The 23,849-nt window shown below is 40.8% G+C and carries 19 protein-coding genes and 1 riboswitch; of the genes, 16 read left to right on the top strand and 3 right to left on the bottom strand.

All coding sequences use genetic code 11. The features are described 5' to 3' along the window. The first annotated feature begins 210 nt into the window (after positions 1-210). The gene (locus tag BUQ87_RS01555; protein WP_052635827.1) at positions 211-2,475 is read left to right on the top strand and encodes an EAL domain-containing protein; all 2,265 of its coding nucleotides are present in this window, start codon (positions 211-213) and stop codon (positions 2,473-2,475) included. Positions 2,476-2,540: 65 nt separating this feature from the next. Here BUQ87_RS01555 and BUQ87_RS01550 read toward each other — a convergent pair whose 3' ends face one another. Continuing rightward, complete coding sequence (locus BUQ87_RS01550; protein WP_038260821.1) at positions 2,541-4,442, bottom strand: ABC-F family ATP-binding cassette domain-containing protein; 1,902 nt, start codon at positions 4,440-4,442, stop codon at positions 2,541-2,543. A gap of 347 nt (positions 4,443-4,789) precedes the next feature. Between BUQ87_RS01550 and BUQ87_RS01545 the strand changes: the two genes are divergently transcribed. Further along, positions 4,790-5,227 carry a C-GCAxxG-C-C family protein gene (locus BUQ87_RS01545; RefSeq protein WP_038260824.1) on the top strand — a complete coding sequence of 146 codons (438 nt, stop codon included), beginning with the start codon at positions 4,790-4,792 and terminating at the stop codon, positions 5,225-5,227. A 101-nt stretch (positions 5,228-5,328) separates the two neighbouring features. Continuing rightward, on the top strand, positions 5,329-6,396 hold the full coding sequence (locus BUQ87_RS01540; protein ID WP_052635828.1) for a sensor domain-containing diguanylate cyclase: 1,068 nt from the start codon (positions 5,329-5,331) through the stop codon (positions 6,394-6,396). A 191-nt stretch (positions 6,397-6,587) separates the two neighbouring features. On the opposite strand, the gene abc-f is transcribed toward BUQ87_RS01540, so the two are convergent. Continuing rightward, positions 6,588-8,144: a ribosomal protection-like ABC-F family protein gene (gene abc-f, locus BUQ87_RS01535; protein ID WP_038260827.1), complete on the bottom strand. Its 1,557-nt coding sequence runs from the start codon at positions 8,142-8,144 to the stop codon at positions 6,588-6,590. A gap of 342 nt (positions 8,145-8,486) precedes the next feature. Between abc-f and BUQ87_RS01530 the strand changes: the two genes are divergently transcribed. The 6 genes from BUQ87_RS01530 to BUQ87_RS01505 all read left to right on the top strand — a co-directional run bounded on the left by BUQ87_RS01530 (position 8,487) and on the right by BUQ87_RS01505 (position 14,341). After that, positions 8,487-8,996 (top strand): flavodoxin family protein, encoded by a 510-nt coding sequence (locus BUQ87_RS01530; protein ID WP_038260830.1) that lies wholly within the window; start codon positions 8,487-8,489, stop codon positions 8,994-8,996. A 113-nt stretch (positions 8,997-9,109) separates the two neighbouring features. Beyond that, complete coding sequence (locus tag BUQ87_RS01525; RefSeq protein WP_038260833.1) at positions 9,110-9,541, top strand: hypothetical protein; 432 nt, start codon at positions 9,110-9,112, stop codon at positions 9,539-9,541. 83 nt (positions 9,542-9,624) lie between these two features. Then, positions 9,625-10,431 (top strand): metallophosphoesterase, encoded by an 807-nt coding sequence (locus BUQ87_RS01520; protein WP_038260836.1) that lies wholly within the window; start codon positions 9,625-9,627, stop codon positions 10,429-10,431. Between the two features lie 79 nt (positions 10,432-10,510). After that, positions 10,511-11,314 (top strand): alpha/beta fold hydrolase, encoded by an 804-nt coding sequence (locus BUQ87_RS01515; protein WP_038260838.1) that lies wholly within the window; start codon positions 10,511-10,513, stop codon positions 11,312-11,314. 65 nt (positions 11,315-11,379) lie between these two features. Continuing rightward, entirely contained in the window at positions 11,380-11,856 is a 477-nt protein-coding gene (locus tag BUQ87_RS01510) for a GyrI-like domain-containing protein (RefSeq protein ID WP_052635829.1), read from the top strand. A gap of 460 nt (positions 11,857-12,316) precedes the next feature. After that, the gene (locus tag BUQ87_RS01505; RefSeq protein ID WP_038260841.1) at positions 12,317-14,341 is read left to right on the top strand and encodes a methyl-accepting chemotaxis protein; all 2,025 of its coding nucleotides are present in this window, start codon (positions 12,317-12,319) and stop codon (positions 14,339-14,341) included. A 163-nt stretch (positions 14,342-14,504) separates the two neighbouring features. Here the strand turns inward: BUQ87_RS01505 and BUQ87_RS01500 are convergent, their stop codons facing one another. Next, complete coding sequence (locus BUQ87_RS01500) at positions 14,505-16,412, bottom strand: sigma-54-dependent Fis family transcriptional regulator (RefSeq protein WP_038260843.1); 1,908 nt, start codon at positions 16,410-16,412, stop codon at positions 14,505-14,507. A gap of 583 nt (positions 16,413-16,995) precedes the next feature. Between BUQ87_RS01500 and BUQ87_RS01495 the strand changes: the two genes are divergently transcribed. From BUQ87_RS01495 to BUQ87_RS01465, 7 genes are all read left to right on the top strand, one after another. Further along, positions 16,996-18,189, top strand: coding sequence for an iron-containing alcohol dehydrogenase (locus BUQ87_RS01495; RefSeq protein WP_038260845.1), 1,194 nt, complete (start codon positions 16,996-16,998; stop codon positions 18,187-18,189). 334 nt (positions 18,190-18,523) lie between these two features. Next, on the top strand, positions 18,524-19,246 hold the full coding sequence (locus BUQ87_RS01490; protein ID WP_038260848.1) for a hypothetical protein: 723 nt from the start codon (positions 18,524-18,526) through the stop codon (positions 19,244-19,246). A gap of 5 nt (positions 19,247-19,251) precedes the next feature. Beyond that, positions 19,252-19,950, top strand: coding sequence for an alpha/beta hydrolase (locus BUQ87_RS01485; protein ID WP_038260851.1), 699 nt, complete (start codon positions 19,252-19,254; stop codon positions 19,948-19,950). Positions 19,951-20,012: 62 nt separating this feature from the next. After that, entirely contained in the window at positions 20,013-20,597 is a 585-nt protein-coding gene (locus BUQ87_RS01480; RefSeq protein ID WP_038260854.1) for an HD domain-containing protein, read from the top strand. 49 nt (positions 20,598-20,646) lie between these two features. Next, complete coding sequence (locus BUQ87_RS01475) at positions 20,647-21,768, top strand: YecA family protein (protein WP_038260857.1); 1,122 nt, start codon at positions 20,647-20,649, stop codon at positions 21,766-21,768. A 382-nt stretch (positions 21,769-22,150) separates the two neighbouring features. Beyond that, on the top strand, positions 22,151-23,224 hold the full coding sequence (locus tag BUQ87_RS01470) for an FIST C-terminal domain-containing protein (protein ID WP_143182367.1): 1,074 nt from the start codon (positions 22,151-22,153) through the stop codon (positions 23,222-23,224). 48 nt (positions 23,225-23,272) lie between these two features. After that, positions 23,273-23,452 carry a hypothetical protein gene (locus BUQ87_RS01465; protein ID WP_038260859.1) on the top strand — a complete coding sequence of 60 codons (180 nt, stop codon included), beginning with the start codon at positions 23,273-23,275 and terminating at the stop codon, positions 23,450-23,452. Positions 23,453-23,698: 246 nt separating this feature from the next. Next, positions 23,699-23,784, top strand: a riboswitch (ZMP/ZTP riboswitch). Positions 23,785-23,849: the final 65 nt, after the last annotated feature.

The following is a 23,849-nucleotide window of genomic DNA, read 5'->3' as shown; positions in this document are numbered from 1 at the left end:
TGCAATTGATGGAACAGGACTGATAAGAACTTGGAATGGGAAATTGAGCGCAATAATTCAATGAGAAAAATAGGGCTAACTATCGAAAAAGGTAAAAAAATTGCATAAACCGCACGGAATTGATAAACTAATATTGAAAATATAATTTGAGAAAAACCATAGAAATATTTGGACTGATATATGAAGCGCGCATTTTCAGGGGGGGTTTAGTTGATATTACAAAACGAAATTGAATCTGACAAAGACTATGCTATAAGATCAAAAAATAGATGCATGGAATGGGGGATGTTTCCCGATGAAATAAAAAAACCAAAATACATAATGTCAGGGTCAGGTCTTGCGGATAAAAGGAAGGCCTATGGCGAAATTATAGAGGTATACAAGTTTTTTGGCGAAAAGGTAATACAATCACTTGAAGGCATACCGATACTCATAATGATATCGGATGAAAAGGGACACCTGCTTGATGTAATGGGGGATGAGGCCATAAGGTCGAAAATTGTTGGTGATGGAATAAGCCCGGGCTGCAGGATTATTGAAGAGGAAATAGGGACTAATATCATAAGCATGACGCTAAGCGAGGGCAGGCCGGTGCAGCTGATAGGGGATGACCACTTCCACAGCCATCTTGAGTGCTGCTCGTGCTATGGGGTGCCTTTTTGCTGTACTGGCAAGGGAAATTTATCGGGGGCGGTATATATAACTGCCGATGTGAAGTTCCACAACCCATTTTTTATTGTAATGCTTGCAAACCTTGTGGATTCTATAGAAAGAGAACTCATACTCAAAAAACAAAACAAAAAGCTAAATATTATGAACCAGATAATGATTAAAAACACTCAAAATGCAATTGTAGTGACTGATGAAAAGGGAATTGTTTTGGAGTTCAATGAATCCGCACAGACCATATTTGGATATAAAAAAGATAGAATAATAGGCAGAAGCATTTTTAAATCGCCACGAACGGGCCATCTATTCAAGAATGTGCTGCTAAACAAAATGACATATGAAAACATAGAGCTCAAATTCAAAAACTGTGAAGAAAAAATGTATGTCTGCATAGCTGAAATACTGCCTATATATGACGAAGACTCAAAGCTTACAGGGGCATTTGGCCAGTTTAGAAACATCACCCAAAGATATCTGGCTGAGGAAAAGTACAACTATCTGGCATACCATGACGAGCTTACAGGGCTTGCCAACAGAAGGTGCTTCAGTGAAACCCTGACCAGATACATTGAGGGCAAAGATTCAGGAAGAGAAGACATGGCAATAGTTTTTTTGGATCTGGACAGGCTCAAGATGATAAACGATACATTCGGCCATATAAAGGGAGACTTTCTAATACGTGAATCAGCAAACATAATAAGAGAATGCCTTGGTGAGGGCGACCACGCATTTAGAATAGGCGGAGATGAATTCGTACTGCTTTGCTTTGGAATAGAAAACAAGAATCAGGCACAGGAACTGGGTAAAAAAATCATAAAGGCATTCAACAGAACAATTGTAATAGATGACAATGAACTGCACATGACGGCCAGCCTTGGAATCGTTCTTTACGGGGAAAAACAGGTTAGCTTTGAAGACTGCCTTATTTATGCGGACAATGCGCTGTACAAGGCTAAGGCAAATGGTAGGAACGGGTATTTCATTTATGAGTCGACTTTGGAAAAGCTATACAAGGATAAATTGACACTAAAGCTGGATATTGAAAGGGCACTTGAAAGCGAAGAGTTTGTGCTTCACTATCAGCCACAGATTGACATTAAGGATGGAAGAATAGTTGGAGTGGAAACACTAATAAGGTGGCAGCATAAAAAGCGTGGATTGATTTTTCCAAATGACTTCATACCACTGGCAGAGGAGACCGGACTCATATCCCAAATAGGGGAGTGGGTCATAAAAAATGCCTGCCTTCAGCTGAAAAAATGGCGAGATATTAATATCCCCATAATGAAGGTGAGCGTCAACTTATCGGCGCACCAGTTCCTAAAAAATGACCTCGCCCAGATTGTGGAGGGGGTTTTGGCTGAAACGGGACTTGCGCCTGTTCATCTTGAGCTCGAAATAACCGAAAGCATGACGATGGAGGTCAACTACGCTATAAAGACAATAAAGGAGCTCAGCGACTTGGGAGTCAAGATAAGCATTGACGACTTTGGGACGGGATACAGTTCGCTAAACTATCTGAAAAAATTTGAAATAGACTATTTGAAAATAGACAAGTCGTTTGTGAATGACATTGAAACTGACAAGAGCGATGCAAATATGATACATACAATAATCCTGATGGCTCAAAACCTTGGCCTTGAAGTGGTTGCGGAAGGGGTCGAAAACAGGGAGCAGCTGAAATTCCTGGGAAATCACGGTTGTGATTTTGTGCAGGGTTACTATTTCAGCAAGCCTCTGACTGCAGAAGAATTTGAAAGTGAATTTTACAACCTCCAAAAGGATTTTATTGAAAAAGTTGAATGATGGAGAGGCATATAGATAATCAAAAAGGGACAGGTAATCTGTCCCTTTGATATTGGGGGGTTATACTATTCAAGCGATGTCTTCAGCTCTTCGAGGTATTCCTGCCTTTCGAGCTTTTCAAGAAGAAGTATTTCAAGCTCTTCCTTTCTCTCCATAGCGTTTTGAAGCTTTGTAAATTCGGTGGAATACTTTGAAATTTCAATGTCTACCTGTTCTATATTGGATTCGATGTCCTCTATTTCAGAGCCTATGTTATCGTATTCTTGCTGTTCCTTGTATGAAAGCTTGTTTTTTTGCTTTTTTGGTTTTTGGGACTGCTTTTCATCTGTATTTTGCTTTTGATCTCCTGAAACTGAATTTAATAAAGCATCGTTTGCCTTTTCTGAAAAGTCAGAGTAGTTTCCGTGGTGAACCGATACGGCTCCGCAGCCGTCAAATGAAATTATCTTCCTGCATACGCGATCAAGGAAGTACCTGTCGTGAGATACCGTTATCACAGGGCCTGCAAATTCGTCTATATAGTCTTCAAGTACAGTGAGAGTCTCGATATCGAGGTCGTTTGTAGGCTCGTCGAGTATAAGCACATTTGGAGAATCCATGAGAACCTTAAGAAGGTAGAGCCGTCTTCTTTCCCCTCCTGAAAGTCTTGATATGAAAGTCCACTGCATGTCCCCTGTAAACAGGAACCTTTCCATCATCTGTGATGCGCTTATCTTTGTGCCGTCCGCAGTGGTTATATATTCTGCGTGGCTTCTTATATATTCTATCGCTCTCATGCTTGTGTCCATGTCTTCCGACTCCTGTGAAAAATACCCCATGTTGACAGTTGAGCCCACGTCTATAAGTCCGGAGTCGGGTTGGATTTTGCCGGATATCATATTGAGCAGTGTGGATTTTCCCGTTCCGTTGTCCCCTACTATCCCTATCCTGTCGTTCTTTAAAATAGTGTATGTGAAATCCTTTATAAGGGGTGCCTGGGTGAAGGATTTACTTATGCTTTCTATCTCCACGATCTTGCTTCCAAGTCTTGAGTGGGCAACCGATATCTCAACTTTTTCATCATTTATGTCCATCTTGGAATCTTCAAGTGTTTCAAACCTTTGAATTCTCGCCTTTTGTTTTGTAGTTCTCGCCTTTGCGCCGGTTCTTATCCACTCGAGTTCTTTTTTGTAGAGCCTTTCCCTTTTTCTTTCCATTGAAGATTCAAGGTTTTTTCTTTCAGCCTTCTTTTGGATGAACTGTGAATAGCCTCCTGAATACGTGTATATATTCCCGCTGTCAAGTTCAACTGTCTTGTTTACAACCCTGTCAAGGAAGTATCTGTCGTGAGTTATCATAATTAGTGCGCCTTTTCTGTTTTTGAGGTATTCCTCAAGCCATGCTATGGTGTCGCTGTCCATGTGGTTTGTAGGCTCGTCCAGTATTAGGAGGTCGCAAGGGTGTATAAGAACAGTGGAAAGAGCCACCCTTTTTTTCTGACCGCCTGAAAGAGTGCTTATCTTCTGGTCGAAATCAGTTATGCCAAGTTTTGTAAGTATGGTCTTCACCTGGCTTTCAAGTTCCCATACATCGAGCGAGTCCATGTCGGCAGTGAGCTTTAATAGCCTTTTTTGAAGGCTTTCGTCCTCGGGATGTTTGCCCATGTCGGAAAGTATCTTTTCATAGTCCCGTATAAGCTTTATTTCAGGTGAATCGCCCCTGCTGAATATGTGCTCAAGCACTGTAGAGCATTCTTCGAAATCAGGGTTTTGGAAAAGGTATTCAACCCGTACAGATGAAGGTATGTTCACGTTTCCCGAGTCGGCAGGGTCTTTTCCTGAAAGGGACTTTAAGAGGCTGGATTTTCCGGTACCATTTACTCCTATGAGCCCTATTTTATCTTCAGATGCAATTGTAAGAGATATGTCTTTGAATAGAATCTTTTCACCGTAGCTTTTAGATAGGTTTTCAGCTGTTAAAACAATCATTTTATTACCGTCCTTTACATTAACTATGTTAAACCAGCACTTTTCGTGGCGTAAAATGTGTATTTTGCACCTGGAATGCGGACTTTTTCAACAATATTCGTAGGATTATATTGTACCACAAATGAGAGGAATTTACACTTTATGCGGAGTACGGATTAAATGCATTTTGACTGGGACATATAGTATGAGATTGGTGGAGCAAGGCCACGGATATGTTTTAATATGCAAATATATGTGCTAAAATTGTTGTAATTAGGAGTCCTTATGGTGAATGGCAGTGAATAAATTTGCTATTGAAAATATGGGATATAAACTATTTTGTAGTGATGGAATTTGGAGGGGTTAAAATGGACAGAGTAAAGGAAGCAATGGGAATTTTTAACGGGGGATTCAACTGCTGCCAGGCTGTGGTTGCAGCATTTGCACAGGAGCTAGGGCTGGACAGGGAGACGGCACTTAAAATTTCAAGCGGATTTGGGGGTGGAATGAGGAATGCGGAAATATGCGGAGCCGTGAGTGGTGCGGTCATGGCCCTGGGTCTTAAATACGGGCACTTCAATGAAGACGATGCAGATTCAAAGGAGAAAATTGGTGAAAGGGTAAAGGCTTTTAGCTCCACATTCAAGGAAAAGCACGGTTCAATAATTTGTAGGGAGCTTCTCGGATGCGACACCAGCACTGAGGAAGGCAAAGAGTATGCTGCTGAAAATGAACTCAGGGAAAAGGTATGCAATGGACTTATAGAATGTGCAGTAGAACTGCTTGAAGATATGTTGAAAAAATAATTTGTATTTTAACGTTGTAAAATTCGACAAATGCATTGAGTATAGAGTATAATTAAAATTGAATACTATTTTTTCAATTTATCAAAGAGGTGCTGCATTTTATGGGGATTCAAAGAATCTTTAAAAATACATCAGAAATAAACGATCCATACGAATTAAAGCATATAATATGTGAGCTTGAGTCACAAATTTTTGATCTTAGGTACAAAATGGAAGAAGAACATGGAATGTACTGGGTGCTTGAGCAGATACTTCAGCACACAGGGGAACTGACAACTTTGGAAAAACTTTTTGAATCCCTTACAGACATACTTATGGGTGTGTTCGGCGTGAATTCCTGCAAGATATACATAGAAACCGAAGACGGCATGAAATGTTTTGAAAGAGACATTTTAAAGGGAAGCATATTCCACTTTGAAGTAAAGTCGGGCATGGATATGGTAAATATCAAAAGATCCATGAGCGTTCAAAAGGACGAGATTGCTGGATTTTTAGATGTGCTGTCGGGAGAGGATGCCGGCTCTCTTCTAATAACCCCGCTTTTCAACTTCAAGAAAAACACTCAAATAGGATTTATTGCCATGGAGCACAGTGTGGAAAACTATTTTACTGAAAAAGCGGTTGGATTCTTCAACACTGTCGCAATCCAGATTTCTGTTGTCGCGGAAAATGCAATACTATATGAAGAGATAATGGACATTGCAAAAAAAGACACACTTACAAAATGTTACAACAGGAAGTATTATGACGAGACTCTTAAAAAGCTCAGCTCCAAAATATATTCGATGGCCGTTTATGATTTGGATAATTTCAAATATGTAAACGATCATTATGGACATAAAAAAGGTGACGAGGTTCTTGTCAAGATAGCTCAAATGGCGCTCGATGCCGTCAAATCTTATGGTGGAAATGTCATAAGGTATGGGGGAGACGAATTCATAATAATACTCCATGAAGGTATTGAAGTCATGAAAAAAGTAATGGAATTCCTAAGAGTTGAAGTGGAGAAACACTTCAATTTGGTAGGATTGCCAATAACTATAACATCTGGAGTAGCTTCATATCCATTCACGACAGAAGAAGAAAAAGACCTGTTCTTTTACGCTGACATGGCACTTATAGAGGGCAAGAAGATTGAAAAAAACAAGGTTTATATTGCTCAAAAATAGCTTGAATCACAAAGCAATAGGGATAAATACAAAGTGGACTGCTTGACATACAATTTTTAAATGGATGTACTGGCACAAGTGAAAGTTTAAAATCAGAATCAAAAAAGCCAAGGCATATAGAGCTTTAATGCCTTGGCTTTTACATTAGAGTTTAGTTGATTTTGATTTCAATTTGTGAAGCCGTATGCGCTTTATACTATTTTGGTAGTCCAAGATTCGCAGTTCCAAACGTCTGTAACCACATCCCTGTAGAATTCAGGTTCGTGGCATATCAAAAGTAAACTTCCCTTGTATTCTCTTACAGCCTTTTTAAGCTCGTCTTTTGCATCTGCATCAAGGTGGTTTGTAGGCTCGTCAAGCACAAGTACGTTTGTTTCGCTGTTTATGAGCTTGCAAAGTCTTACTTTTGCCTGCTCGCCACCACTCAGCACAAGAACCTTGCTTTCTATGTGTTTTGTCGTAAGTCCGCATTTTGCAAGTGCGGCCCTTATCTCATACTGAGTATACCCCGGGAATTCCTGCCAAACCTCTTCTATACAGGTGTTGTAGTTGGCGCCTTTTATCTCCTGTTCGAAATATCCTATGTGAAGGTAGTCTCCAAGCTCGACTTCCCCTGATATAGGATTTATGTTTCCGAGTATGCTGTTTACAAGAGTGGTTTTACCAAGGCCGTTCGCCCCTACTATGGCTATCTTCTGGCCTCTTTCCATCCTTAGGTTGAGAGGTTTTGAAAGAGGCTCGTCGTATCCTATTACAAGGTCTTTGGTTTCGAATATGAGCTTTCCTGACGTTCTTGCGCTCTTGAAGTTGAACTCAGGCTTTGGTTTTTCCCTTGCCAGCTCTATCCTGTCGATCTTGTCCAGTTTTTTCTTTCTCGACATTGCCATGTTTCTTGTTGAAACTCTTGCTTTGTTTCTTGCGATGAAATCCTCAAGGTCTGATATTTCCTGCTGCTGTTTTTTGTATGCAGCTTCAAGCTGTTGCTTTTTGGCCTCGTACACCTGCATGAACTCGTCGTAGCTTCCGACATATCTGTTGAGCTCCTGGTTTTCCATGTGGTATATGAGGTTTATAACGCTGTTTAGGAAAGGCAAATCGTGCGATATCAGTATGAATGCGTTCTCATAGTTTTGAAGGTATATCTTGAGCCATTCTATGTGCTGCTCGTCGAGGTAGTTTGTAGGCTCGTCCAGCAGAAGTATGTCAGGCTTTTCAAGAAGTAGCTTTGCAAGAAGGATTTTTGTCCTTTGCCCTCCGCTAAGGTCAGATACGTCCTTGTCGAGGCCGACGTCCGAAAGCCCCAACCCTTTTGCAACCTCTTCGACTTTCGAGTCTATTATATAAAAGTCGTTTAGAGTCAGAATGTCTTGTATTGTGCCCATGTCATCCATTAGGACCTCCAGTTCCTCAGGAGAGGCGCTGGCCATTTTATCGCATATTTCGTTCATTTCGTTTTCAAGGTCAAAAAGGTATTTGAAAGCTTCCTTTAGAGCATCTCTTATGCTCGTTCCGCTTTCAAGAGCTGTGTGCTGATCCATATAACCGACTCTTACACGCTTTGACCATTCGATATTGCCATCGTCAGGTTCTATTTTTCCAGTTATTATGTTCATGAATGTGGATTTTCCCTCACCATTTGCACCTATAAGGCCTATGTGCTCGCCCTTTAGCAGCCTGAATGATACGTCGTTGAATATGGCCCTGTCTCCAAAGCCGTGGCTTAGATTTTTTACGTTTAAAATGCTCATTTGCAGCTTCCTTTCAGTAATGTTTATTGTAAGCGGCTCTATTAAGCTTCTGATTACAGACGGCTTACAGGACTGCTTGTCTTCAAGATTTAATTGAAATACATACATAATAAATTATATTACAATTCAGGATCATTTAAAAGGAAAACAGGCATAAATACAATTTAAAATGATTTTTTGAAATTTTTTGAAATTTATCCGATTTAAGTCTTAATATTAGCTTAAATGGATGGACATAATATATAAATTACGCTGTAATAGTGATAAGATGTTTTTCTCATGTAATTATGGATATAAACAATAAGTAAGGCATACAACATTTATTGCACGGGAGGAAATTATATGAAAAAACTTGTAGTATATTATTCACTAAGCGAGAGCACAAGATATATAGCAAACAGCATAGCAGAGGCAACCGGTGCAGACGTAATTAGAATACGGCCTAAAAACGAGATTAAAAGAGAAGGAATAATGAAGTATATACAAGGAGGCAGGCAGGTTTTAAGGGGAGAGGAGCCTGAACTTGAAGACTTTGAAAATGACCTGTCAGGGTACGATATGATATTTGTCGGGACTCCGGTATGGGCTTCAAGCTGTGCACCTGCCATAAAGGCTTTTTTAAGGCATGTGGATTTTAGAGGTCTTGAAGAAGGTAAAATGGCTTTTTTTGCATGCTGCGGCATGAGCAAGGGCAATGCGTTTGAAGATATGAAAAACGCTATAAGTGGTTCTGAAATGGAAATCATAGGAGAAAAGAGCTTCAAGGAGCCGGTGAAGGGAGATGTTAAAAAGGCCAAGGATGCTATGGACTGGGCAATAGAAATTATAAACAGGATTGAGGTATACATGTAGACATCAAGACATCAAGACTTTTCAATGGAGTATCCGCTAAATTATTGATTGAGATCCACAAAACAAAAGAATAAAATGGTTTATAAATTATCGATAAAAAGGGGAACTTGTTAATGAGAAGAAGAAAAAATACTAAATTTTACATATTTTACGGGATTGCTATTGCCGCGTACATAATTGCAGCGGGAGCCATGCTGCCAGGAGAAAAAGAAATGCCAGCTGAAGGGTTCGATTGGGCTGTTGAAAATGCTCCATATCTGATTTGGTTTGCTGGCTTTGGTGGCTTGACTGGATTGATCGGAGTATTCGAACAGAAAAGATACACCGGATATTGGATGTTTGAATGGACCAAATTCACAGTGTTTTTTACAATAGGCCTTATATTGTCTGCTATGCACTTTATGCCATTTTTGAATCTTCAGGTTATAAAGCCGCATATGGAAGCCGCGGCCCCGTATTTTAAAAACAACATAATACTTGTGTTTGGAATGTTTTTGATCGGGTGGGCGCTGCCTTCAAGCATATATAAGGAGAGGCTGAGGTAGAGGCGAAGCAGCGAAAGATTCACTACTAAGCGGGAATTGTATCAATATTAATGACATAAACTAAAAGGCAGGGGTGGATATTCATGTTCAAAAAGATAATGGCATATCTGATGCTGTTTATTATGGTTGTTGCTGCGGATATAGTATTTGACGTGAATTTTCCAAAACTAAACAGGGTGGAGATCGAAAGCGGCAAGATACCAAAGGGAAAGACGCTGAGAATACTACAGATAACGGATATGCATTCAAGCAAAAGGACGGATTTCATACTTGAAAAGCTGCAAGAGGAAGATCCTGATATTATTGCGCTTACAGGGGATATAATAGACGCAAATAGTAATGACATAGCTCACGTATATGAGTTTGTAAAAGGACTTGTCGGCAGCAAAAAGCCTGTATTTTATGTGAGCGGTAACCACGAGTGGAGAAATCCATACAATCCCGATTTTGCAAAGAATATAGAGGGTTTGGGCGTTACGGTGCTTGACAACGGCAAGAAGGTAATTGAAATCGCGGGATTTGAAGTGAACATATGCGGAATAGACGACTTTCAGACAGGGCACAGCGACCTTGAGCCTGCCGTATCAGATATAGATAGGACAAGCTTCACTCTTCTTCTTTCTCATGCACCTCATATAGTGGTGCATAAGGAGGATATGGGGAGCGATCTTATGATCTGCGGACATACCCATGGAGGCCAGGTGAGGTTTCCAGTAATTGGAGGAGTGGTTGCCCCGGGGCAGGGTTTTTTCCCAAAGTACCTGCAGGGATTATATGAAGTTGGCAAAGACACGACGCTTTACATAGACAGCGGATATGGAACCAGCACGCTTCCGCTTAGAATGCTCAACCGGAGCCAGATAACCCTCATAGAGGTAAAGGGAAATTAAATATTTCTTTTTGCGCTGGCGGGGTATTTATTATACAAAATATACAGAAAAAATATAAAAGGTTTACTGGGGGGATTTTATGCCATATTTCGAATACAATGATAAAAAAATCTTCTATGTGGACGAGGGAAAAGGAGATGTAGTGCTGCTTCTTCCCGGAAACACCTCTACATCTGCGGTGCACGGATCTGAAATAGAGTATTTTTCAAGAGACTTCAGGATAATATGCCCGGATTATCTGGGATACGGCAACTCGGACAGAGTAAGTAGCCTCCCTGTGAATTCGTGGTGGGAAAATGCGGTAATGTGCAAGGAGCTGATGAAAAGTATAGGGGTAGCAGGCTATACGGTTATTGGAACCAGCGGGGGTGGAATCACGGCACTTGATCTGGCTATAATTGACCCTGAGAGGGTGAGTTGCGTTGTGGCTGACAGCATAGTAGGCGAATACATTGATAAAGCCCAGATTGAAGCAGAGGTTGAGTCCAGGAAAAATGCCCAAAAGGAGCTCAAGTTTTTTTGGAGCTTTGCAAACGGCGAGGACTGGCAGTTTGTAGTGGACATGGATTCGAAAATGCTGCTTGAGACGGCTGATATTGAAGGAAGCATATTCAATGACAGGCTGGAAGAGATAAAGTGCTGCGTTCTCATAACGGGGAGCTTCCGGGACCGCCTTATAGAAAATATTGCAGACAGGATATGCGCAATGGCAAAAAAAATAGAAAACTGCAAGGTGGTCATGTTTTCAAGGGGAGGGCATCCTCTTATGTGGACTAGAAAGCAGGACTTCAGAAGGGAAGCGACAAATTTCATTCTCTCGTGCAGGTCGCTAAAGGCTGAAAGGTTCAAACTGGAAAAGCAGACTGTCGACACGGACTGCTGAAAGCGCGGGTTTGGAATGAAACGATATATGCCATGGAAGTTCAATTACTTTAAGGAGGGATTTTGATGTCTGATGTGAAGATAGTTGAAGTTAAGCCGCAAAGGGTCATAGGGATGAGAAGAAGAGGATTTTATCCTGATATGGGGGAGATGTTCAAGGAGCTTTTCACATATGTTATGAAAAGTCAAAGTGTGAATATAGCAGCGGCTCCCGTATTCGTATGCCATGAGACTACCGAGAGGGAGTGGAAGGAGGCTATGGAAAAGGGGAATGCGGACATAGAAATATGCATCCCAATATCTGGAGACATTGACGAGACTGACGACTACAAGGTGTATGAGCTTGAAGGCGGAACCATGGCAATGACAATCCATGAAGGGCCTTATGAGGAGTGCACTCCCGCATATGAAAGGCTTTTCAAGTGGATATATGAGAACGGCTACAGCGTAACAGGCTTTACAAGAGAGGTGTATATAAGCGACCCTGCGAAAGTCCCTCCGGAAGAGCTTATAACACAGATATACGCTCCTGTGGGGAAATAGTATGTTTTCCGATTAACAGACTCATGAATAGCATAGGATGTATAAAAGAGTGGTTACAGCCTTGACATAGTACTCAATATAAAGTCAGCCGCGAGAAAATATTTTCTCGCGGCTGACTTTATATTAAAGAGTAGATGACAAGTTGAGTGCTTATTTGCATTTTTTAAGAAGCTTTTCCCATCTCCTGTCTTCCTCGTCCATGCCAGCGAATCTCTAACATGATTCTCGAACATCCTAAAAGGGCTCTGCATATTCATAAGGCCAACATGTGAACTGTTGTAAAATTTCGAATAGAATGTATATTTTGTGATTTCATAATACACCTGAGACGAATGTTTGTAAATATGCGGTGTGAAGCTGGAACAGCAGCTCCATAGGTGATATAATTTAATAATCCCATACTAGTCACAATGAACTATGCTTATTCGAAATTATAATACTATTTTTAGGAGGAATGCAATTGATATTAAAAAAGGGAAGAAAGTCGTCGATAGGGTTTAAGATAACAAGCATTGTACTTATTTTGATATTGGCATCATTTGCGGTTCTTACCACTGTTTCAGTGAGTACTGCTAAAAAAGAGATAGCAAATCAGATGCATGCAGACGGGACTGCTATTGTAAACAGGATAGCTCACCAGATAGAAAGCAGCAGTGCGGGAATAGACGCTCTTGAGTCTGAGGTTGAAGAGAGAATAAGGACAATATCGAATCTTTTGGCTCTCCAGTCTTCATATTCAAGTGAATACATAAGTGAAATAGCCCAAAAAGCTAATGCTGCCGAGATAAACATAATAGGCCAGGACGGGACGATAGTATATTCTAATATTGGCGAAAACATAGGCTGGCAGTTTGAGCCAAAGCACAAGACGTATTCTGTAATTTCAAAAGAGGAAAAGGAAGTTATGGAGGACATAAGGCAAAGCACTGTAGACGGCAAATACTACAAGTATGGAGCGGTTTCGCTTGGAAATGGATACGTTGCCCAGGTAGGAATGTCTGCACAGGACATAAAGGCCAAAGAGGCGCTTTTTGACGCCCAGAGCATAGTCGAAAATGTGGCTGAGGACGAAAATATAGTTTATGCACTTGTCATAAACAAGGATCTTTCCATTTTGGCGCACAGCGACAAGGAGAGAATAGGGCAGCAGGCTACGGATGATGGAAGCAAAACAGCGGCAGCAGGCGGCAAAGAGTATTCGGGGGATTATTTTTATGAAAAACAGGGAGTATGGGTGTATGATGTTCTTGTCCCATTCCACGAGGGAGACGAGCATGTAGGCGCTGTAAATGTAGGGCTTTCGATGGAAAATATGAATAGTGCAATAGAAAGCATAGTGGCAAGGGCTATAATGGTTTCTGCGTTAGTGTTTATTATAGGCGGCCTTTTGGTTGCGTATACAGTCAGCCGTGTTATAAGGCCCCTAAAGGCATTATCTGTTCATGCAGACAGCATAGCAAATGGAGACCTCAGAAACGAGGTGCTTATAAAAAGCGGTGATGAAGTAGGAGCTCTTGCACAGGCGTTTAATGAAATGACGTCATATCTCAAGGGCATTATAGGGGATGTCATGTCAAACAGTATTGAGGTAAGCAGTTCAAGCCAGCAGCTCAATGCTACAGTAGAGGAGATAAGCGCCCAGGCTCAAAGCATAAATGCAAATATAGTAGATATAGACGTTCTTATAAAAAATACAAATGGCCACTGCAGCCAGCTGGGAAAACTTAGCGAGAACATAAACGGTCAGATAACAGGCCTGTCACGCAGGGCCGAGGAAGGGGACAGCACTGTAAGGCAGTTTGTGGAAAGAAGCAGGCAGATAAGGGAGAATGTCCAAAAGTCAAGAAGCATAGCGGACAAGACATACAGGGAGAATAATGAAAAGATTGAGATGGCAATAAGGGAAGGAGAGGTGGTTAAGGAGATAGAGGCCATGGCCGAAGGAATATCCAGTATAGCAGAGCAGACGAACCTACTGGCTCTCAACGCCGCAATAGAAGCTGCAAGGGCCGGGGAGCAGGGGAGAGGTTTTGCAGTTGTAGCGGATGAGGTAAGGATACTGGCAGAACAATCTTCAGCTACTGTCTCAAGCATTCAGGAGACTATAAGGCAGGTTCAAAGCGCATTTTACAACCTTTCTGAAAATGCAAAGAACATAATGGACTTCATGGACGAAAAGGTGGCAAATGATTACGACATGATGGAAAATACGACCATAGAATACATGAATGATGCAAAATTTGTGGGAGATTTGGTTGAGGAGTTCACAATATCAAGCCATAAAATAAAGGAGTCCATAGAGCATATGAGTGCGGCCATAAATTCGGTAACAGAGGGCATAAATATGACAAGCGGAAACTCTGGAGACATTTCAATCAACATAAATGAAATAACAATTGCCATAGAGGAACTGGCAAAATCGGCTGAAAGCCAGGCTGTAATAGCCCAAACACTAAACAGCCTTACTGACGGGTTTGAAATATAAACTGAAAACGGCATGACGAACTAATATCAATGCAAAAGATTCCTTCAGAGCTTATCAAAAAATGTACATTCGGATTTTGGAAAATCAATAGCAAGGCTTCAAAAAATGAGCCTGGAGGATATTTTTGTCCTCTTGGCTCATTTTTGTTTTATGCTTAGATTAATCAAGATATCGAATACTTCTCAATCTTCTTGTACAGCGTGCTCCTGTCTATATTAAGAACCCTTGCGGCCTTGGATATATTGCCGTTGCAGTTTTGTATGCACTGGGCTATGGCGATTTTCTCCCACTCTGAAAGAGAACACATTTTGTATTCGTATTTTTGGCCTGTCTGTGCAGGGGCTTTGCTGCCTGCACTCAGCCTGTAAAAGTCCATGGGGAGCTTTCCGTTAACGACAATGTTTTCAATCCTGTTTTCAAGCTCCCTTACATTACCAGGCCAGTTGTAACTGATTAAAAGCTCATAGTCTTTCTGGCTTATTTTGGGAGACTCTATTCCGAGTCTTTGGGATTTCTTTTCCAAAAAGTGTTCTATGAGAAGCATTATGTCTTCCCTTCTCTGACGGAGCGGAGGCAGGTATATAGGTATTACGCTGAGCCTGTAGTAAAGGTCCTGCCTGAAGTGCTCCTTTTTTATCTCGTCTATGAGATTTTTGTTTGTGGCGGCCATAACCCTTACGTCTATTGGGATTCTCCTTGTTCCACCGACCCTCGTTATGCATTTTTCCTGGAGCACCCTAAGAAGCGTTACCTGCATGTCTATGGGCATTTCGCCTATTTCGTCGAGGAATATGGTGCCGTTGTTTGCAAGCTCAAACTTTCCGGGCATTCCGCCTTTTTTGGCTCCGGTAAAGGCTCCGTCTTCATATCCGAAGAGCTCGCTTTCTATGAGGTTTTTGGGTATTCCACCGCAGTTTATGGCTATGAAGGGTCCGTTTCTCCTTGAGCTGCTGTTGTGTATGGACTGCGCCAGCACCTCCTTGCCGGTGCCGCTTTCACCCTGTATAAGCACTGTAGAGGGCGTGCTGGCTATGGTTTTTGAATAGTCTATTATCTCGTTTATCTGGGGGCTTTTGCCCACTATATCTTCGAAAGTGTAATAGGCGTTTTTGCCCGAGTACTTGTTTACAAGTTCGTATACGTTTTCTATGTCCTTTAGCATTACGACCATTCCGGATATCTTGCCTGAAATCTCCTTTGTTGGATAGGCGTTTAGATTGAACCTTTTCTTTCTGTTGCCGTTAAGGTATACGAATTCTATATTGCTGTAGGCATCATCTTTTTCTATTGATGAAAATATCTCCTTCCAGTTTCCGACTATCCCGTCGACTTTTTTGCCTATTATCCTGTCTTCGCTCAGTGAGAATATCTCGAGACATTTGTTGTTCGCCGATTTCACATACCCCTTGTTGTCAATTGAGAGTATTCCAAAATCGATTGAATTTACAATGGTGTTGTTGTATTGGTGCATCTGAGAGAGCTCCTCTTTTGAACGCCTGACCCTTATCTCGTTTTCTATGGATTCTACGGCTGCAAACACAAGTCCTAGAGTGTGCGGATGAACAAGGTTGTAAACTCCTGTGAGGTTGAGACATCCTATCACACTGCCGCTGGTGCCTCTTATGGGCGACGAGGAGCACGTCCACGTGCGGTATATGTCTATGAAGTGCTCAGTTTCTGCAAGCTGGAAAGGGCACTTTTCATAAAGGCCTGTCCCGATGGAATTGGTGCCGCAGCTTTTTTCACTCATGTCGGTGCCCACGGTCATGCCCATGTCTTTGGCAAGTCTTATTACGTCATCATCCCCGACAATTGAGAGTATGTATCCGTTTTTATCTGCTATATCTATTATGAAGCCCGATCCCTTGAGAAATTTATAGAGAAGCTTCATGAAAGGAAGGGCGACTTTTATGAGCTCGTCGTTTTTTTCCAGTATATTTTGGAGCTTTCTGCCGGTAAGAATGACTGAGGGTCTTTCCATGGTCTTGTCTACCCCCATATCGCGGCATCTTTTATGGGACTTTTCTATTATGGCTTTGAAATCTACATCCGTCAAATTTTCACGTTTCATAATAACACCTCGCTGTAAAACATATTGTAGTAATAATTTAACAATCAATCAAAGAGGTTGTCAATGATTTGTGAAAATATAAATATCACACTGCATTCATAAAAATATACAATATAAATATATATAAAGCCGATGATGAATATGAAAAATATTAAAAAACAATAGCTGTGCATTTGGAAATTTTCTAAAGAAATATACAGGTGCATAATTCGTGAATATATATAAAATACAAAATACAGGCGCATGTAGGAAAAAACCACACCATGTAGGAAAAAACAACATGGATGCCGGCTGAGATTGTAGGAAAAAACCACATGGAGCAAATGTGAAAGCTAAAAATAGTGAAAAAACTATCATTTTATTTTTGGCATGGAAATTTCTTTATGTAAATGCAGATACAAAAATATTTGAAAAGGGGGATGAAATTCCATTTACAGGCAAATGAAAATGCTTTATAAAAAAGTTTATAGCATATAAAATGTGGTAAATATACAATTGGATACCATAAAATGATTATATTGTAATCGCGCTGGTGTTATAATCGAAATTACAAATAAAAATATACTGAATAGGAGTGGTGGAAATGGGTTTACAATGGTTTAGAGTGCCAAAGGACGTAGTCTTCGGAGAAGGATCACTAGCTTACCTAGCAGAGCTTGAAGGAAAAAGAGCAATGCTTGTTACAGGCGGAAGCTCTATGAAGAAGTTTGGATTTTTAGATGAAGCCAAAGCCCTTTTGGAAAAGGGAGGAATGGCAGTTGAAATAATAGATGGAGTAGAGCCAAACCCATCTGTCGATACAGTTGTTTCAGGTGCTGAGGCAATGAGAAGATTCGAGCCTGACTGGATAGTTGCGATAGGAGGAGGATCAGCTCTTGACGCTGCAAAAGTAATGTGGGCGTTTTATGAGCACCCAGAGCTGAAATTCGAAGACATAATAGAGCCTGGAAGCATGCCAAAGCTTAGAAACAAGGCGAGATTCGTTGCCATACCATCAACAAGCGGAACTGCATCTGAAATAACAGCATTCTCAGTTATAACAGATACTAAAAACCACATTAAATATCCTATAGTTTCGTATGAAATGACTCCTGACGTTGCAATACTTGACCCTAAACTTCCGGCAAAAATGCCAGCACATATCACTGCAAACACTGGAATGGACGTTCTTGCACACGCTCTGGAGGCGTATGTTTCTACAAATGCCACAAGCTATACAGACCCTATAGCCCTCAAGGCGATAGATCTTGTATTCAACAAGCTTCCACAGGCCTATTCAAATCCTGACGACATGAAGGCAAGGGATGACATGCACAATGCGTCGACTCTTGCGGGAATGGCATTCACTAACGCATCGCTCGGACTTGTTCACAGCCTTGCACACAAGATAGGCGGGGAGTTTGGGGTTACACACGGACTTGCAAATGCAATACTAATGCCTTATATAGTTCAGTACAATAAAATGGGAACTGACAGATATGCGGACGTGGAAAGAGCTCTTGGCGTTGAAGACCTTTCAGAGGCCATAAAAGACCTTAACAGAAATCTGGGCATTCCGCTTTCATTCAAAGACGTGGATGAAGTTGAAATATCAGAAGCCAAATTCAATGAAGTGCTTGATAGAATGTCCAAGAACGCTTTTGAAGATCCATGCACACTTACAAATCCAAAGGATAGCTGCCCAGAAGACGTTGCAATGATATACAAGGCGGCATTCTATGGAGAGGACATAAAAAGGGAATATTTTGAAGGGAAGACACTGGTTACATCGAAATAATATAGAGATATCAAACAGGTATACCGCTTTCAAAAATCAACTTTTTAAATATGCCGAAGGGCCGCCGCTATTAGCGAAAGGTCCTTTGGCTTTTTATATTGATATGTTAATATATAGTAGAAAAGGCTAAAATATCAATACGATCGAAAAACACCAGAGAGAAGCTTTGTATTTTGAATGAGCTTTTATTTGGATGTTTTGGCAATTCTTAATAAAATAAAAAGAATAAGGAATATACAGGGGGCTTGATATTGACAAATACAATATCAGGCTGGGCGCTGCGGCTTTGAAAGTGCGAACGAAATTTTGAAGTTGACACTGGCAGGAGGAAAGAATGAAAAATAAGGACAATATAAAGGGATGGATTTATGCGTTGCTCATTGGAGCCACGCTGACAGGACGTCTTTCGACAAATAGGAGCTCAATAGTGCTTGCCGACAGGATATTCTATTCATTGGGAATACCGGTGTGGAGTGGCGGTGAAAGCGGGCTGAATTATTCATCTGTTTTTGGATTGGCGCTTCTTTTTATATTTGGCGGAAATCTCAAAAAGTGCTGGAAAAAACAGGGCGGGATTTGCAAAATCATAGCCGAAAACATAATCATTTTTATAATAGTTTTGGCGATTATGCTGCCTAAAGCATATTTTGGGGCAGAAGAGCTTGGAAGGTCTTTTCAAAAGGACGTAAAGGCATTATACTGTGATAAGGACCAAAGTGTGATTACATACGAATTTGACGAAAACAAGGATATGGTGAACCTTAAATGCAACCTGGTCTTTGAGAACAAGGGAAGTGAAGAGGTCAAATTCAACGTGGTAATTGATGGGACTGCCAGTAAAACAGGAGTCTATTACGCAATGACTGAAAATGGACAGGCTGAAATAAGCATTATGCCTAAAGACGAAAGACATTTGGAACTTACATATCCGCAAAGCAATGACTCTGGTGATTTTAGAGGCAGCGGATCCAGCCGGGACTTCAGTTTTTATATAGAAAGCTGCAAAAGCGGCGAAAGGTTGTATTTTAATCTAAGTAGGTCTTTGCGAAGGGATTGATTGTTTTGGAAAAAAATAAAACAGGCTGCCTTTTAGTGCATGGATTTGGAGGAGGGCATTACGAGATAGATGGCATAGTGCCGCATATTGAAAAATCCGGATTCATTGTGAGGCGTGCAAGTCTTGCCGGCCACACGGGGAAAAGGAAAGACCTCAGGAATGGGGGATATGCCCAGTGGATAGAATCGGCCGAAAAAGAGCTCGAAAAGCTTATGGAAGAATGCGAGAATGTGCATGTGATAGGATTCTCAATGGGAGGCCTGATAGGGATAAATCTTGCTCTCAAACACAAGATTTCCTCTATTACAACCATAAACACACCTGTATACTACTGGGACATTGAGCTCATAGTGAAAAATATTACAAATGACATAAAAAAAGGGGAGTATTTGAATATCAAAAGATATGTAAAATCGTCGGGGAAATTTCCGATAAAGGCCCTTTTAAATTTTAAGATTCTGCTCAAAAAGACAAAAAAGCGCATGCCGCTTGTCAAAACCCCTTTTCTTGTGATTCAGTCAGTTGACGACGATACAGTCAGAAAAACCAGCTCAAATTATATATATGACAACATATCATCAAGAGTAAAAAGTCTCGAGTATGTAGAAGGCGGAGGGCACCAGGTATTGCAGAGCGAATACAAGCATGAGGTGGGGACGCTTATAGAGGAGTTTTTACGCCGGGTGGGGGATAAGGTCTCATAGGCTTTGAAGCCAAGGGCTTTTTCAGAATTATAATACAGCGCAACTTGTTTTGGAGGAATGAAATGGAAAGGCTTAAAAAGCAGATAGAATTCATACTTGAGGTGGACAAGCTAAAGAGAATACTGAGGCAGTCCATACTCACAGACGGCAAAGAACGAGAAAACGATGCAGAGCACTCATGGCACATATCGCTTATGGCAATACTCCTTTTGGAGCATTCAAATGAGGAAATAGATGTATTAAGGGTTATAAAGATGCTTCTTATTCACGATATAGTAGAAATTGACGCGGGGGACACATACTGCTATGATAAAGAAGGCCATAATGACAAGAGGGAACGTGAGGAAAAGGCCGCAAAGAGAATTTTTGGCATGCTTCCAAAAGACCAATGCGAGGAGATGATATCGCTTTGGGATGAATTCGAACAGATGGAAACAGCGGAGTCAAAATACGCCGCATCTTTGGACAGGCTTCAGCCGCTTCTCTTGAACTACGCCACAAAGGGAAAATCGTGGAGGGATCACGGTATAGAATCAAAGCAGATTATTGAAAGAAATGCACACATAGATTGCGGCTCCAAAGAGCTTTGGGAGTTTGCAATGAATATGATAGACGAGTGCATAGAAAAAGGATATCTTGAAAAATAAAAAATTAAATTATAAATTAGTATTTTAGACAGCAAAGGATGGTTTTTAAATGAAAGAAAAAGTATTGCTTGACTGCATAAAGGGAGAACCTAAGGGCGGTCTTATTGAATGTTTGATGTCTTGTAAAAAGAAAAAGCTTATTGAAATTGCACAAATGCGTGGAACTAATGTGGCTGTAAGCTGGACAAAGTCAAAAATGAGCGAAAAACTTTCACAGGACATACTTGAAAATTTTAAAGATGACATAGCCGGTCTGGACAAAAATACAGTAGAATTTTTAAGAAGCATGGCTGGAAGGCCTGCAAAGGATATGAGCGACATAAAGTATGAAGAGTACAAGAATTTGGAAAAAAAAGGAAGCGTATTCCTTTACAACCTGAATGGGGACATATATCCTGTGATTCCAAAGGAGCTTTCAACTATGATTGAAGACGCTTTGGCTGGTGAAGTAGTTGAAAATGTAAAAGACGACCAACATATTTCATATACAACAGCACTGGTCAATATATATGGAGCTTGCAGGTTTGACCAATTTGCGAATGTCTGGAACAGCCACAACAGGGAAAAGCTGACTTTGGATGAGGCCAAGACATGTATGGAGACGCATGCAAGCAGCCAAGGCGCCTTCAGGTATGAAGACGGCTGCATAATATCAAACCGTATAAAAGGTGAACAGGAGTATAGCGAGTTTTTGAAGAAAGTGGCAAAACGGCCTTATTATATGCCTACAAAGACGGAAATAAGCTTCTATTCTAAAAATGAATTTGACAAAGAGTCGCTGCATTATAAAAAATTTGAAAGCTTTGTTAAAGCCAGATGTGAAGACCAAAATCATGCGCATTACATAATATCTGGAATATTAGACATGTGCATAGTGGAAAAGTATACTTATGAAGCCGCTGAAATGCTTCTTGAAGAGAACGGGTTCTCTCTTGAAGGGGAAAAGGATGAATTTTCAAAAATCATCACAGACCTTATGAGTAACATGAAAAGATGGGCCCTTCGTGGTGCTATGCCGTCTCAGTTCACTCGTGCAAACGAGGTGCCGTTTTTAGACGTACTGTCAATGAAGCACAAGCAGGCGGTTCAGGGAAAAGTAGGCAGAAACGACCCTTGTCCTTGCGGAAGTAAAGTCAAATACAAAAAATGCTGCGGGAAGGGTAAAGCTTAATATAAAACACGAAGAGCTTAGATATTTCACTTTCATAGTAAGAGCTGTTTCAAAAAAGACTAAAACAAAAGAGCAAAGCAGGCCCATCGTATTTTATGGGATAAACTATTTTGACGGCTTCAATTCGAATATGGCGGCAAAGGCTTGGAAGCGAGAGCAAATTAGATACTTAAAAACATAAAATGTAGAAATAAAAGAAGGGGAGGCAAGTCTTTTAGGCTTGCCTCCTCCTCTTTTATTTTGGAGAGTAATAAATACAAGCTAAACTTTAAGTTTTGTTTAAAATTCACTTAAAACGCTAGACTTTAGATCTTTTGTTATATACCATAGTCTTGAAGAGTATAAACCATCAAGATTGCTTATGATATTGAGGAGGGTTTTTATGTATTTCAAAACATATGAAGGCTTTAAGAATTTTGTTGAATGCAATACATTTTATGATGAAGAACTGATTATATTCGTGGCTGATAAATCATCCTCATATGTAGACGGGCTGATAGGATATCTCAATTCCAAGTCAATCAGATTCATGGGAGGCATATTCCCAAGCCTTTTGGTAGGTGCGCAAAACAAGGCTGAAGGCATTGTAGTCCAAAGGGCAAAGCCTGTACTCACTACAATGGTGCTTCCATTCATGATGAGATGCAATTTGGATGTTAGCATGCTTGAAAACGCTACTGCTGTTGTAATAGCAGATGGGCTTTCTAGCAAGATAAGGGAATTGACTGACACTCTTTATGGAAAACTTGGCAGCGGGGTTAAATATATAGGTGGAGGAGCGGGATTTGCAAATATGGATCACAAGCCGTGTGTATTTGACAGCAAGGGGTTGTATAAAGATGTTTTGATGGTGAGCATTATAGAAGCGGAAACCATATTGGGGGTAAAGCACGGATGGAAGCGCCTTTCAGGTCCATTCTATGTGACAGAGTCCAATGAAAACATACTCTCTGAAATTGACTCGGAAAATGCATTTGAGGTATATAGACATGTGATTGAAGAAAATGAAGACATAGTGCTTTGCAAGGAGGACTTTTTCACGTATGCGAAGGACCATCCTTTTGGAATTTCTCAAGAAGGAGATTCTGATATAGTAAGGGACCCTATCAAATTAAGCGACATGAAAGAAATTGTCTGTGTGGCTGATATTCCAAAGGAAAGTGATATATACATACTGAAGGGGGATGCGGATACGCTTTTGGAATCATCCATAGAGGTATCTCAGGAGTGCGCCTATAATAACCCGCATGAAAAATACAGGGTGCTCCTTTTCAACTGCATTTCCAGATCTATGTTTCTTGAAGAAAGGTTTGAAGAAGAACTATACAACATCCAAAAAAGGATGGAGCCGATTGTGTTTGGTGCTCTATCAATAGGTGAAATTGCATCCACAAACAGCGGTAATTTGGTTATTCACAACAAGTCGATAGTGCTTGGGCTCATGGCGGAAATATAAAAATAATATTGACATTATGCATGAAAAACCCATCGGGAGGGATGCAACATGAAACAGTATGAATACAGGGTTGAACAGCTTCAGATAGAACTCAAAAGCATATTCAAAGCTGCAAAAAGCGGATACAACAGCGGAATTGCCGAGAAGCTCAATGAACTGGGGCGTGAAGGCTGGGAGCTTTCAGGAATTGACGGCAGCTGGTTTTACTTTAAAAGGGAAGTACGATGATAGACTGATGCAGACCACTTGAAGGGGGAACGCGGGTTATATTTACATGACGCTCAACAAAATCCGAACAAAAACAATTATACCATCTTTTAACAGATGCAAACATTCGGAAAATACGAACTATATCACCTATTGTTGACAAAACGTATACAAGATGATAATATGAGTATACATTAAACATCAGCTTGGCGAAAAGCCGCGCTTGATATGGCTGGCAAACGGCTGGACATGTTTTGAACAGAATTTAGAGTTTTATGCGACTGGCGGAAATAGTGGAATCAACCACGTGGAGCATGAAACTGAATATACAGCCGACCGCCTGGGCACTTAGTCCGGGCGGTCTGTATTTTTTTGGACCTCCTGGACATAATAAAAATGTCAAGGAGGTTTTTTATAT

The organism is Peptoclostridium litorale DSM 5388, from assembly GCF_900141635.1.
GTDB classification, from domain to species: domain Bacteria; phylum Bacillota; class Clostridia; order Peptostreptococcales; family Peptostreptococcaceae; genus Peptoclostridium; species Peptoclostridium litorale.
Note: the sequence above shows the minus strand (reverse complement) of the source record. Positions and strands in the feature narration are given on the sequence as shown.

What these genes read in the sequence shown, in the direction of transcription:
- BUQ87_RS01550 (WP_038260821.1), bottom strand. Translation starts at nt 4,442, where the DNA reads ATGATTGTTTTAACAGCTGAAAACCTATCTAAAAGCTACGGTGAAAAG.
- BUQ87_RS01545 (WP_038260824.1), top strand. Translation starts at nt 4,790, where the DNA reads ATGGACAGAGTAAAGGAAGCAATGGGAATTTTTAACGGGGGATTCAAC.
- BUQ87_RS01540 (WP_052635828.1), top strand. Translation starts at nt 5,329, where the DNA reads ATGGGGATTCAAAGAATCTTTAAAAATACATCAGAAATAAACGATCCA.
- abc-f (WP_038260827.1), bottom strand. Translation starts at nt 8,144, where the DNA reads ATGAGCATTTTAAACGTAAAAAATCTAAGCCACGGCTTTGGAGACAGG.
- BUQ87_RS01530 (WP_038260830.1), top strand. Translation starts at nt 8,487, where the DNA reads ATGAAAAAACTTGTAGTATATTATTCACTAAGCGAGAGCACAAGATAT.
- BUQ87_RS01525 (WP_038260833.1), top strand. Translation starts at nt 9,110, where the DNA reads ATGAGAAGAAGAAAAAATACTAAATTTTACATATTTTACGGGATTGCT.
- BUQ87_RS01520 (WP_038260836.1), top strand. Translation starts at nt 9,625, where the DNA reads ATGTTCAAAAAGATAATGGCATATCTGATGCTGTTTATTATGGTTGTT.
- BUQ87_RS01515 (WP_038260838.1), top strand. Translation starts at nt 10,511, where the DNA reads ATGCCATATTTCGAATACAATGATAAAAAAATCTTCTATGTGGACGAG.
- BUQ87_RS01510 (WP_052635829.1), top strand. Translation starts at nt 11,380, where the DNA reads ATGTCTGATGTGAAGATAGTTGAAGTTAAGCCGCAAAGGGTCATAGGG.
- BUQ87_RS01500 (WP_038260843.1), bottom strand. Translation starts at nt 16,412, where the DNA reads ATGAAACGTGAAAATTTGACGGATGTAGATTTCAAAGCCATAATAGAA.
- BUQ87_RS01495 (WP_038260845.1), top strand. Translation starts at nt 16,996, where the DNA reads ATGGGTTTACAATGGTTTAGAGTGCCAAAGGACGTAGTCTTCGGAGAA.
- BUQ87_RS01490 (WP_038260848.1), top strand. Translation starts at nt 18,524, where the DNA reads ATGAAAAATAAGGACAATATAAAGGGATGGATTTATGCGTTGCTCATT.
- BUQ87_RS01480 (WP_038260854.1), top strand. Translation starts at nt 20,013, where the DNA reads ATGGAAAGGCTTAAAAAGCAGATAGAATTCATACTTGAGGTGGACAAG.
- BUQ87_RS01475 (WP_038260857.1), top strand. Translation starts at nt 20,647, where the DNA reads ATGAAAGAAAAAGTATTGCTTGACTGCATAAAGGGAGAACCTAAGGGC.
- BUQ87_RS01470 (WP_143182367.1), top strand. Translation starts at nt 22,151, where the DNA reads ATGTATTTCAAAACATATGAAGGCTTTAAGAATTTTGTTGAATGCAAT.
- BUQ87_RS01465 (WP_038260859.1), top strand. Translation starts at nt 23,273, where the DNA reads ATGAAACAGTATGAATACAGGGTTGAACAGCTTCAGATAGAACTCAAA.